Below are 12,880 nucleotides of genomic sequence, written 5' to 3'. Positions count from 1 at the left end.
GGTATTTGCGTGGTGCTGGCACTGCTCGTGGTTCTCCTTCGGGCCAGAATCATATGCCTGGCTTCAGGGACTCCACGAAACCGGGGTCAGCTCACTGCGCCGCTGTACGGGAGGCGGTCAGGGCCTGGTCGGCGCTGCGTCGGTTGCCGGCTGCCGCGTGTCCGAGGGCTTCGACGCTCAGCAGCCATGCGTCGGCGACGGCCGGGCGTTTGCCGCTAAGCACCCGCCGGGCGCGGCGGGCGAGGTTCAGCGCTTCCACGCCGTTGCCGGCGTGGGCCTCGAACTGGGCGAGCGTGCCTATCTGGTACGCGGTCAGGAGCGGGTCTCCGGAGGTGCGTGCGGCTTTGACTGCTCCGCCGTACCAGGAGCGGGCGGACCCATGGTCGCCCTTGTCCCACGCGAGCCAGCCTGCGAAGGAGGCGGCCTCGCTGCCCACGGCGGCCAGCCGGGCCCGGTCCGCATCGCCGGTCGCGGTGCGGGTGATGGTCTGGATGAGCCGGATATGGCCTTCTACCGCGTCGGCGAGGTCCCGGGAGGGGGTGGTGCCATCGAGTCTGCGGTAGGCGCTCGTGGTCAGCCGCAGGGCGGCGGCCTGTCCGCCGGTCGTGTCGTGCGTGTCCGGCACGGTGGCCACGATGGGGGCTGCCATCGCGGCGACGGCGCCACCAAGGACGGTGCGTCGGTGCATGGAATCGTCGTCTCTCACCTGAAGCTGTGCCGTACGCCCGTCTGCGAGGCCCACCAGCGCTGGACGCCCTGAAACTGTGGACGATCACGTAATTCCCCACCGCCCTGATCATGTAATTCCCCAGCTGGTCGGCTGAGGGTGAGACTGTCCGCGTTGGAGGGGGCTGCGGCTGTGGCGGCCTCTGGTTAACTTCGCGGCATGAGCTTGTTCAAGCGGGTCGACAAGTCCGAGGGGGCTGGTCAGCCAATGGATAGCGTTGACCTGAGCACGTTGTTGCTGCAGGGGGAGGACATGATTGATCAGCTCGCCGGTGCTCACATGTCCTGGGGGCTGGGCTCGGCGGACCGCTGGGGACTGGATCAGACAACTGGCCTGATCACCTGGACCTTCCCCGACAAGACAGCGACGGCGCCTGCTCAGATCCTCGGCAGTTTCAGCCCCTCGTCGGGCTCGTGGGTGTGGGCATGGGCGAACAAGAGCATCCTGCCCGAACTGAGCCACGACGCCCGGAGCGTTCGGGACTGGGCCGAGGCCCATGGGCACCAGGCTCTGGCCGAGCCGCAGATCGATGCTGATGAGCAAGTGGCGGCGACGCTCGCGGCGTTGGCCGTGAGGGTCACGGAGGCGACCGGCTTTTATCGGGGTTCCGGGGGCAACTCCATGGTGATGATCACCTTCGGGTCAGTCACCTTGGCCATGGCAGACGGCAGCACGTCCACATTCAACATCAATATCAACTAGCGGACAGGGCCTGCCGCTTTGAAAGCCTCGGTGCCTGGCCTTGCGAGCGATCAGGCACCGAGAGCGGCGAATCGGCTGGGCGACCGACTATGAGGCTGCGCCGTTCTTGTCGATGGGGTTCTTGGGCCGCTTGTTGGGCCGGTAGCTGGGGCCGTTCATGATGACCTGGTGGCTGGCGTTGATCAGCCGGTCCAGGAGCGATTCGGCGACGACGGGGTTAGGGAAGAGCGGATACCAGTCGCTGGGTGCCCTGTTGCTGGTGATGATCAAGGACCGGCCTTGCCGTTCGGAGACGAGTTCGTAGAGGTCGTCGGCCTGGGACGGGGACAACTGGCGCATGGCGAAGTCGTCGAGGATGAGAACGTCGGGGCGGATGAGCTCGCGCATGCGCTTGTCCCAGGTGCGGTCCGCGTGGCCGCCGGCCAGCTCGGCCAGGATGCGGCTGGTCTTGGCGAAGCGGACGTTCGCGCCCTGGCGGATGGCCTGGTGGCCGAGGGCCTGGGCGACGTGTGTCTTCCCGACGCCGACCGGGCCGAACAGAATGACGGACTCGCCGGAGTGGAGCCAGCGCAGGGCGGCAAGGTCGCGGATCTGGGCGGCGGGCAGCTTCGGGGAGGTGTTGAAGTCGAAGCCCTCCAAGGTGGCCTGTTGCTCGAACCTAGCTCTGCGCAGGCGCCGTTCGAGGGCGACGGACTCTCGGCGGGTGATCTCGTCCTGGCACAGGACCTGGAGGAAGTCGAGGTGCCCGAGTTCGCCTTTCTGGGCCTGGGTGAGGCGGGCGTCGAGTGTTTCGAGCATCCCGGACAGCCGCAGGGTCTTGAGCGAGTCGCGCAGGGCAGTGGTCATCACGCTCATCGGACGGCCCCCTAGAGTCACCGCGGTCCTGGTCGTCGTGGACCTCGCCGGGCGTCTGGGTGGGGACGGTGGCGGCGAACAGGCCCTCGGGGCCGTGCAGGAACGCCGCGGCCCCGGCGTCGCCGGTCTCCGGTTCCGGGTCGGTCTCGGTGCCGGCGACCAGGATTCCCTTGACGGTGCGGTAGGACGGGTCCCCGACCGTGATCGCTTTTCTGCAGGCTGCTTCCAGACGGGCGTCGCCGTACTTCTTGCGCAGCCCGAGCACTCCCTGGGCCGCGCGGAGCCGGTAGAGAGCGTTGACTTCCAGCAGTTGGTCGATCACCTCCCGGCAGGCGTCGCCGACCTGCGAGGCTTGGCCGCGGCACCAGATCGGCGTTCTCATCTGGAAGGCGATCTTCTCGGGCGGGTAGTCGTTCTTGTCGGTGCGCTTGCCCTGCTCCAGAGCGGCGTGGGTCTTGACCAGCGTGCCCTCGTGGAAGATCTGGACCATGGTGGCGGTGGAGCGGACATCGACACGGCGGCCGATGAGCTTCCAGGGCACCGAGTAGAGGGTGCGGCCGACCTTGACGTGAATGTCCGGACCCACCAGGGCAGGTGACCATCTTGCCGGCACGAACGGCGTCTCGGGCAGCGGCAGGAGGGTCTCGGCCTCCACCGCCTCGAACACCGACAGCGGCTTCGCGCCGCCCAGCGGCCGGCACTGCCGCTGGCCTGCGACATTCATCGACCAGACCAGGGCCTCGGCTTGCATGTGCTCGAGCGAGGTGAACTGGCGCCCGCTCCAGAACGAGTCGCGGACATAGGGCATCGGCCGCTCCACCCGGGGCTTGTCCTTCGGCTTCGATGCGCGGGCCGGATCTACCAACGCCCCATAGTGGGAGGCGAGTTCGGCATACGACTTGTTGATCTGCGGGTCGTAGAGGTCTGGCTTGTCCACCCCGGTCTTGAGGTTGTCCGGGACCAGGCGCCGCGGGACACCGCCGAAGAAGCGGAAGGCTTCCGCATGCGCGAGCGTCCAGGCGTGCTGGTCCATGTGCAGCACCGGACGGACGAACATGTGCCGCGAAGCGGGAAGCACCATCACGAACGCCCAGATCCGGTGACGCTTCCCGGTAGTCGGATTGATCCACTGCCCCAGGAAGCCGTAGTCGATCTGGGCCTCCGATCCCGGCTCGACGTCATCGCGCAGCACCGTGACCTTCGAGCGGGCAGCCTCGTCGGGCAGGTTCTCATGCACCCAGCGGCGGAACGTCGACAAGGACACCTTCAACTTGCGCTCGTCCCTGAGCCGTTGATGGATCGTGGTGACCGTGGTGGTCTCCAGCAGGGACCTGACGTAGTCGCGGTGCGGCTCGATCTCTCCCCACCGCACCTGGTTCAGCCTCCGGCTGGCCAGCTCCGGGAACCAGCTCTTGATCAGCTTGGCCCAGTCCGTCTCGCTCATCGGCGGCCCGCCCGGGGTGATCCCCGCGGCCTCCGCCGGCGCCAGGTACTTCCTGACCGTCTTGCGGTCCACCCCCAGCGAAGCGGACACCTGGCTCTTCGAGCGACCCGCGTACCAGTGCACGTAGATCTCGACGATGTCGACCACGGTGAATGTTCTCCTTGCCATCCGGTGTGTCCGTAGACGTCTCGGTTCGCAGGTCGAGGGACCGTGACGTCTCCGAGAGGGCCAGGACCCTCAACCCGGCACCGGCATGCCCATGGGGAACCCAGTGGATTCGCAAGAAAGATCTACTAGCTACTCAAACCACCCAAAACAGGGAATATCAGTCCAGTTCGAGCGTGGTCAGCGGCACCACCAACGGTCAGCGTCCCGGTGGGGAACCGTGACCGCGAGGGTGGGGAATTGGCTGACGCTGATCATGCAGATCGTGGGGAATTGCATGACCGCTGACATTCATCAACGGCCAGCCCCAGGGCGAACCGGTCCAACTGTCCAAAACGGCCTCCACCTACACGCCGTGGACCGCGACCGAGGGTCTGCAGTTCGGCCGCTCCAAGGTCGGCGGCACATACGGTGAGTACTACTTCGGTCTCCTGGACGAGGTTTCAGTGTGGCAGCGAGCGCTCCGGCCGGAGGAAATAGCCGCCGACGCCCGGATCGAGCAGGACGGAGTACCGGCCAACGAGCTGGTGGCGCAGTGGGACGCCACCTCAGCCACGGGCAGCGAGATTCCCGAGGGCACGCCCTACCCCGTGCCGTCGATGAAGCTGCTGCCCAGCGGGGCGGCCCTGAACGAGGATGAGCACGCACTCCTCCTGGACGGGAAGACCCAGTACGCCTCCTCCACGGGCCCGGTAGTCGACGAAACCGGCTCGTTCACGATCTCTGCGACGGTCCGCCTGAACACCGAGGCGCTCGCGGCGAAGCCGGTCGGCTACCAGGCACAGGTCGCCGCCCAGAGGATGAGCACGGACTCGTCCTGGGCACTGTGGGTGGTGAAACTTGCTGACTCGCCTACCAGTGGAAGTTCACCCGCACCGCGGTCGACTCCACCGGGAAGGTCACGCAGAGTGCGACAGCGCCTGCCGACGAGTTGGCCGAGACGGACACGTGGGTGCAGCTCACTGGCGTCTTCGACGCGCAGGAGCCCTGGGAGCGAACGGACCCGTCCGAGGGGGCCAGCACCGAGACCCGCTACGGCAAGCTCCACTTGTACGTGGGTGGATTGGAACAGGCCTCCGGGGACACGACCACCACCTTCGACTCGCCGCAGCAGGGCAGCGGAGAGCTGAGCCTGGGGCGTGGCACCGCTGCCGGTACCACGGGCAACTACCTGCCCGGTGACCTTCAGGACTTGCGGATCTGGACCGGAGCGATGACTTACGACCAGATCCAATCCCAGGTCCTGCACACCCCCGACAGCTGAGAAACCACCGTCGTCACGGGAGCTGCCTGCGTAACGTGCGGGCAGCCCTGTGACGGCCCTGCCCCCAACCCTGTCTTGTCCCCTTCTTTCACTCTGCCTTCTTCCGTTTTCCACGGCATGCGCCCGTTCCTGCCTGATCGGGCGCCGCGTAGAAAGAACCGGTCATGAACCCCTCTGGCATACCCCGGTCCCCTGCGGGCCGCGGAGCCGGGCCCAGACACCGCTGGTCCCGGCGCATCGCCGCCACCACCGGCCTTGCTCTCCTGCCCGGCCTGCTGACCCCCGTCGCCTTCGCCGCGAACACCCACCCATTGGGCCGCCCGCACCTGAAACCCCCGCACGCCACCAAGGTCAGCCCCTTCACCGCCAAGGCGAACAAGAAGGCGGCCGCCGAGATGAAGAAGGCCAAAGAGGCCGAACAAGCGGCAGTCGCCAGGGCCCGTCACGACCAGCAACAGACGGTCACCTGGCCGAAGGCCGGCAAGGCAACGCTGACCCTCCCGGACAAAGGCATCACCAAGGCCGCGCCCGGCTCCCTGCCAGTGACCCTCACCGCCCCAGGTAAGGGCAAGGCAGCCAGCACTGTCCGTGTCGAGGTCCTCGACCAGAAAACAGCGACCACCCTCGGCGTCAAGGGAGTGGTCCTCAAACTCACCGGCCCCGCCACCGGCGGCATGGCCCGGCTCGGCATCGACTACTCGGCCTTCGCCTCCGCCTACGGCGGCGACTGGGCCGGACGCCTCCAGCTCACGCGCCTGCCCGACTGCGCTCTGAAGGACCCGGCCGCAGCGAAATGCCACAAGCGCCTCCCCCTGGACTCGGTGAACAACCGTGAAAGGGACCGCATCTCGGCCCCGGTGAGCCTCGCACCGGATGCGCAGCCGATGCTGCTGGCCCTCGCCGCGGGTACGACGTCCGGCTCCGGCACCTACAAGGCGACACGCCTGTCCGCCTCCTCCACATGGGAGGCCGGCGGCTCCTCCGGCTCCTTCACCTGGTCCTACCCCCTGCGGGTCCCCCCGGCCGCGGCTGGCCCTCAGCCGGACCTGTCCATCTCCTACGACTCCGGCGCGGTCGACGGCCAAACTGCCAACTCCAACAATCAGGGCAGCCAGATCGGCACCGGCTTCGACCTGACCTCCTCCTACATCGAGCGCAAGTACGGCTCGTGCGACGACGATGGCCAGGACGGCAAGTACGACCTGTGCTGGAAGTACGACAACGCCTCCCTCGTCCTCAACGGCAAGGCCACCGAGCTCGTCAAGGACGACGCGACCGGCACGTGGCGACTCAAGGACGACGACGCCTCCACCGTCACCCACTCCAACGGCGCCGACAACGACGACGAGGGCACGACCAGCCTCGACGGCCAGGGCGAGTACTGGACGGTCGTCACCGGCGACGGCACAAAGTACGTCTTCGGCCTGAACAAACTCGACGGCGCGGGTACCGACGACCGTACCAACTCGGTCTGGACCGTCCCCGTCTTCGGCGACGACTCCGGTGAACCCGGCTACAGCGCCGGTGACACCTTCGCCGAACGCGCCAAGAACCAGGCCTGGCGCTGGAACCTCGACTATGTCGAGGACACCCACGGCAACGCCTCGTCCTACTGGTACACCGCCGAGCACAACAACTACGACAAGCTCGGCGACGACAACACCGGCACCGACTACGTCCGCGGCGGCTACCTGAAGGAGATCCGCTACGGCCAGCGCGCCGGCGCCCTCTTCTCCGCCTCCCCGGCCGCCTCCGACAAGGTCGTCTTCACCTACGACGAACGCTGTCTCGCCTCAGGCACCGGCTGCGACTCACTGACCGAGGACACCCGCGACAACTGGCCGGACGTCCCCTTCGACGCCATCTGCAAGAACGACGACAAATGCACCGGCAACGTCGGCCCCACCTTCTTCACCCGTAAGAGGCTGACGAGCATCACCACCTCCGCCTGGAACGCCGCTGCTGCCACCCCCGGGTTCGATCAGGTGGACGTCTGGTCGCTCCAGCAGACCTACCTCGACCCCGGGGACACCGGCGACTCCACCGACCAGTCCCTGTGGCTGGACGAGATCCAGCACACCGGCAAGCGCGGCACCGATCTGGCCCTCGACCCGGTCAAGTTCGACCCCATAATGCTGCCCAACCGCGTCGACGGCCAGGCCGACAACATCCTGCCGCTGAACAAGCCCCGCCTGAGGAGCGTCACCTCCGAGGCCGGCGCGGCGACCATCGTCACGTACATGGAGGCCGACTGCACCGCGGCCGGCACCAAGCCCAAGCTCGACGAGAACACCAAGCGCTGCTACCCGGTGTACTGGTCTCCCAACGGCGAGAAGGACCCACAGCTCGACTGGTTCCAGAAGTACCCGGTCTCCTCTGTCTCCAACACTGATCCCAAGGGCGGCTCGGTAGCCGTGCAGCACAGCTACCAGTACACCGGCGGCGGCGCGTGGCACTACGACGAGGACCCGATGACTCCCGCCAAGGAGCGCACCTGGTCCATCTGGCGCGGCTACCAACAGGTCACCCACCTCACCGGCATCTCCACCGGAACCCAGAGCAGACAGACCACTGTCTATCTGCGCGGCATGAACGGCGACCGCGTACTCGGCTCCGACGGCAAGACCCCGGACCCTGACCAGCGCAAGACCGTCACCGTTTCCGGCATCAAGGCCGGCGCCATCACGGACTCGGAGCCGTACGCGGGCTTCACCCGCGAGTCCGTCACCTTCGACGGTTCGACGGAAGTCGGCGGCACGATCAACGATCCCTGGTCGAAGAGGACCGCGACCCAGCACAAGTCGTACGCGGACACCGAGGCGTACTACGTCCGCACCGCCGCCACCCACACCCGCACCAACATCACCAGCAAGCTCACCCCGTACGACCGGGTCCACACCGCCAAGACCACCTACGACGACTACGGCATGGCCTCAACCGTCGAGGATGAAGGCGACGACGCTGTCACAGGTGACGAGAAGTGCACCCGCACCTGGTACGCCCGCAACGACGACAAGGGCATCAACTCCCTCACCTCCCGTACCCGCACCGTCGCCGCGACCTGCGCCACCGCAGACTCGGCACTCGACCTGCCCACCGACTCCACGCGCCCCGGCGACGTCATCTCCGACACCGCCGTGGTCTACGACGACACCGCGGCCACCACCTGGTCGGCCTCCCAGAAACCGACCAAGGGCGACACTACCTGGGCAGGACGCGCCAAGGGCTACGCCGCCGACGACACCCCCGCCTGGCAGAAGGTGGCCAAGACCACCTACGACACCCTCGGACGCCCCAAGACCGTCACCGACACCAACGACCTCGCGGTCTCCACGACCACCTACACGCCGTCGGACAGCGGCCCGCTGACGTCGACGGCGGTCGCGGACGCCAAGACGTACACGACCACCACGAACCTAGACTTCGCCACCGGCGCGACGCTGAAGGTCACCGACCCGAACAACAACGTCACCGAGAGCGAGTACGACAGCCTCGGCCGCATCACCAAGCTCTGGCTGCCCAACCAACTCAAACTCCTGGGCAAGTCCCCGAACTACGTCTACGACTACCACGTCACCAGTTCGGCAATGTCCTGGGTCTCCACCGGAAGCCTCAGCAGCAACGGCTCCGGCTACAACACCACCTACGAGTTCTACGACTCCCTGCTCCGCTCCCGCCAGGTCCAGACGCCGACCCCCCAGGGCGGCCGGCTCATCTCCCTGACCGAGTACGACGCGCGCGGCCTCGCCGTCAGCCAGCACGCCGACATCTGGGACAACACCTCACTGCCCAACACCACGCCGCAGGAGATCTCCGGCGGCCAGGCTCCGATCCAGACGGACACCACCTACGACGGAGCGGAACGGCCGAAGAAGGCGGAGACCAAGGTCCACGGCGTCACCCGCTGGACGACCGACACCACCTACACCGGCGACACCGTCGCCACCACCGCCCCGACCGGCGGACAGGCGACCGCCGTGGTCACCAACGCACTCGGCCAGACCACCCAGCGCCGCGAGTACGCCGGCCCACAACCCACCGGCACCGACTTCACCACCACCGACTACACCTACACCCCCGCAGGCCAGCAGAAGACCATCACCGGCCCCGACCAGACCAAGTGGTCCTACACCTACGACCTCTTCGGACGCCAGGTCACCGCGACAGACCCCGACAAGGGCAAGAGCGCAACGGAGTACAACGACCTCGACCAGGTCGTCAGCACCACGCCCAACGACGACGCGTCGAAGAAGCTGCTGTACGAGTACGACGTACTGGGCCGCAAGACGGGCATGTGGCAGACGGACAAGTCCGACGCCAACAAACTCGCCGCCTGGAGCTTCGACACGCTGAAGAAGGGCCAGCTGGACAGCGCCACCCGCTACGACGGCGGCGCCATCTCGACCGGCAGGCAGTACACCGAAAAGGTCACCCGCTACGACGCGATGTACCACGTCACCGGCAGCGACCTGCTCCTGTCCGACACCGAGCCTCTGGTCAAGGACGGCTATGTTGCCAACAAGCTGTCCTTCACCGCGGGTTACAACCTGGACGGCTCAGTCAGCCAGTACTCCGCCCCGGCTATCGGAGGCCTGCCCTCCGAAGGTGTCTCCTACAAATTCAACGCCCTGGGCCAGCAGATCTACGCAGGCGGCACCACCGGCTACCTGCAAGGGGCAACCTTCTCACCGCAAGGCGATCTGACCCAGCTCGCCCTGGGCGTGGATCCCACCCCCACTGCGAAGAAGGCTTACCTCAACTACGAATACGAGGCAGGCACCCGCCGCCTTACCCGCTCCTACGTCACCGACGACGTGCACGGCTACATGCCGCAGGAGCTGAAGTTCACCCAGGACGACGCCGGCAACGTCACCTCCATCTTCGACGCCACCACCCAGGGCGGCACGACCAAGCCCGACTACCAGTGCTTCGCCTACGACGGCAACCGCCGCATGACCGAAGCCTGGACCCCGAAGACCGCAGACTGCGCCACATCCGGCCGCACAACCGCCAACATCGACGGCGCAGCCCCCTACTGGACCTCGTACACCTACACCACCGCCGGCCAGCGCAAGACCGAAACCCAGCACACCACCACCGGCGACAAAGCCACCACCTACACCTACAACGCCCCCACGGACAACAAACCGCACACCCTCGACAACATCGCAGGCGCCCGCACCGGCACCTACACCCACGACAACAGCGGCAATACCACCTCCCGCCCCGGCCCCACAGCCCAGCAGACGCTGACCTGGAACACCGAAGGCGACCTGACCAAGCTCACCGAAAGCACGAAGGAGACCGGCTACCTCTACGACGCCAACGGCGAGCTACTGATCCGCCGAGCCAAGGGCGACGGCGAAACCATCCTCTACCTCGGCGCCGGCACAGAACTCCACCTCACCGTCAAGGGCACCACCAAGACCCTCTCGGGCACCCGCTACTACACAGCGAACGGTCAGACCATCGCCGTCCGCACCGCCACCTCCGGCGTCTCCGGCACCAAGCTCAGCTTCCTGGCCGCCGACCACCACGGCACCTCCAGCATCGCCCTCGACTCCACCACCTACGCGGTCACCAAGCGCTACACCACCCCCTTCGGCGTCCCCCGCGGCACCAAGCCCACGTCCTGGCCCGACGACAAGGCGTTCCTCGGCAAACCCGCCGACGATGCAACCGGCCTTACCCACGTGGGCGCGCGTGAATACGACCCCACCATCGGCCAGTTCGTCAGCGTCGACCCGCTCCTGACCCTAGACCAGCACCAGTCCCTCAACGGTTATGCCTATGCCAACAACACGCCGGTCACCTCCAGCGATCCCACTGGCGAGGGCGTTTGTGGGCAGGACGGCATCTGCGGCGGTCAAGAGACGGTCGACGAGGTGCAGAAGAAGCACGGGCGACGGCAGGGGGGTGGCCATCTAGGCGGTGCTGGCACATCGCACACTAGTAGCTCTGGACATACGAATAGCTCCGGCCATGGGCAAACCATGGTCAGCGATGATGGGCAGGTCCTCGCCTGTGCGTACGGGCACTGCGTAGGAAACGTTGACCCGGGCGACACTGAAACCTTCCTCGGTAACTACCTATCCAGTCTGACGCACAATAGCGACTTCTGGTCAGGTCTCATAGAAACCGCTTTCGGTGGCCTCGGTGAAGGCGGCGGTGTAGTCCTCGCTGGTTCCGGTGTAGTTGAATGCGGTACTGCGGTCCTATGTCCAGTTGGGGCCCCCTCAATTGCTGGAGGCGGCGCAGCAGTTGCCACCGGCAAAAAAATGTTCGACTCCGGGTCGGATAAACTCGGCCGTGCCTTCCGTGAAGCAGACAGTGCTGCGAGTGGTGGCGGAAAGGGAACATCTTCCCAGGTTGGGTACGGTGAAAACGACCTCAGCAAATCCGTCCAGTTGCAGCGGCTCATCAATAAGGACAAGAAGGGGAATTACGGGGCTGCTCGCTTGGAGGATGGCACTATCTTCGTGGGCAGGTCGAGTGGAGCCGCCCATGCTGAAGAGGATCTGATTCAGCAGGCGAATGGGCGGAAGATCGTAGACCTCTACAGTGAGCGGGAACCATGCGCCAACAAGTGCAAGGCATTGACTCGAGACATGAACGTCACTTGGAGTTACAAGTGGAATGGCGTTGATCGGAACGCGAGCAATGCAGCGCTGAAGAAAGCCATCGACGAACTCTTCAGGTCCCCCTGACGCGTTATCGTAATCCCTAAGGTGGGCGTCCAGGGTAGACTGGTCGCCCACCACGCTTCCAGGAGTTAAGAATATGACTGAGGTCAGGTTGAGGATGGCTGCTTTCAAGGTGCGTGGAGTACCGGGAATTGAGAATCTTGATCTCCCGGCCGACTCTTTGTCTAATGTGTATAAGCCGGTGGAGCCATTGGAGATTTACGAGTCGGAGGGGGGTGTCCGTATTTGCATTGGACGTACGGGGATTTTTGGGCGATTTGTGCTCGATGTGCAGTCGGGTAAGATTATCGAAGAGTCCGAAGATTACTCTTACTCGAATTTCGTCAATTCATCGTTGACTGCTTTTATTCAATGCCTTCAGATGCTATCTGCCCTGCTGGATGGGGTGCATGAAGGAGAGGATGAAGAGTTGGCAAATATGTTTGAATCGCAGATTCGTCAGATTGACCCCCAAGCTTACAGGGAGGGAAGCTTCTGGTATGAAATTCGATGGAGTATTGCAATTGGTGATTTCAGTTAGCGATTGACTTGTTGGGGCCAGGCCCACTCCTGCGTAATAATCGTAGGGGACGGCGTGCAGGCCGGTGATGTCGTTCTCCTTCCGCCACCGGGGCAGGGCCTGGTAGCCCTCCAGCCAGGCCAGGGATTCCGGCCGGTAGACCCGGGTGCGCAGGAAGGCCGCGATGGTCGCTGCGTCGCGTGGGCTGGAGAAGTGCAGCAGGGCGGACTCGGCCGCGGCGTCGGTGTCGTCCTGCTCCTGGTCGTCGCCGTCACCTTCGCCGCCGGCTCCGACGATCCGTCCGTCCTTATCGCGCTGGAGGTGGACCTTGCGTTTGCCGTGGGTGAGGGCGCGGGAGGCGAGTTGCTCGACCAGGCGCTCATCGTGGCTGCGCAGGTGTCGGCGTACGGCCTTCTCTCCCCAGCTGCGTACGGGCGAACGTCCCCAGTTGTCAGGCCACTTCGGTCTCCTGCTCGATGGCCTTAAGGCGGTTCTTCAGGCGGTAGCTCGGGCCGTTGAT

At 65.6% G+C, this 12,880-nt stretch carries 6 protein-coding genes and 3 pseudogenes; 5 read left to right on the top strand and 4 right to left on the bottom strand.

What is annotated here, in order from left to right; translation table 11 throughout:
• Positions 1–91: 91 nt before the first annotated feature.
• On the bottom strand, positions 92–649 hold the full coding sequence (locus tag ACH4LD_RS42750; protein WP_398106226.1) for a hypothetical protein: 558 nt from the start codon (positions 647–649) through the stop codon (positions 92–94).
• Between the two features lie 237 nt (positions 650–886).
• Between ACH4LD_RS42750 and ACH4LD_RS42745 the strand changes: the two genes are divergently transcribed.
• Entirely contained in the window at positions 887–1,429 is a 543-nt protein-coding gene (locus ACH4LD_RS42745) for a DUF6882 domain-containing protein (RefSeq protein WP_398059808.1), read from the top strand.
• Between the two features lie 87 nt (positions 1,430–1,516).
• Here the strand turns inward: ACH4LD_RS42745 and istB are convergent, their stop codons facing one another.
• Entirely contained in the window at positions 1,517–2,227 is a 711-nt protein-coding gene (gene istB, locus ACH4LD_RS42740; protein ID WP_398059806.1) for an IS21-like element helper ATPase IstB, read from the bottom strand.
• Positions 2,228–2,369: 142 nt separating this feature from the next.
• Positions 2,370–3,875, bottom strand: a pseudogene (gene istA / locus ACH4LD_RS42735) (IS21 family transposase); the annotation flags it as partial.
• 302 nt (positions 3,876–4,177) lie between these two features.
• Between istA and ACH4LD_RS42730 the strand changes: the two are divergent.
• The 4 genes and pseudogenes from ACH4LD_RS42730 to ACH4LD_RS42715 form a co-directional block, all read left to right on the top strand.
• Positions 4,178–4,315: pseudogene (locus tag ACH4LD_RS42730) on the top strand (hypothetical protein); the annotation flags it as partial.
• Between the two features lie 509 nt (positions 4,316–4,824).
• Complete coding sequence (locus ACH4LD_RS42725; RefSeq protein WP_398059804.1) at positions 4,825–5,157, top strand: LamG-like jellyroll fold domain-containing protein; 333 nt, start codon at positions 4,825–4,827, stop codon at positions 5,155–5,157.
• A gap of 164 nt (positions 5,158–5,321) precedes the next feature.
• Positions 5,322–11,864 (top strand): RHS repeat-associated core domain-containing protein, encoded by a 6,543-nt coding sequence (locus tag ACH4LD_RS42720; protein ID WP_398059803.1) that lies wholly within the window; start codon positions 5,322–5,324, stop codon positions 11,862–11,864.
• A gap of 73 nt (positions 11,865–11,937) precedes the next feature.
• Positions 11,938–12,381, top strand: a complete 444-nt coding sequence (locus ACH4LD_RS42715; RefSeq protein WP_398059801.1) for an SUKH-4 family immunity protein — start codon at positions 11,938–11,940, stop codon at positions 12,379–12,381.
• An 18-nt stretch (positions 12,382–12,399) separates the two neighbouring features.
• Here the strand turns inward: ACH4LD_RS42715 and ACH4LD_RS42710 are convergent.
• Positions 12,400–12,771, bottom strand: a pseudogene (locus ACH4LD_RS42710) (helicase); the annotation flags it as partial.
• Between the last annotated feature and the right edge of the window lie 109 nt (positions 12,772–12,880).

This window comes from Streptomyces sp. NPDC017676 (genome assembly GCF_044329325.1).
Taxonomy (GTDB): domain Bacteria; phylum Actinomycetota; class Actinomycetes; order Streptomycetales; family Streptomycetaceae; genus Streptomyces.
This window is presented reverse-complemented; position numbering and strand designations above follow the sequence as displayed.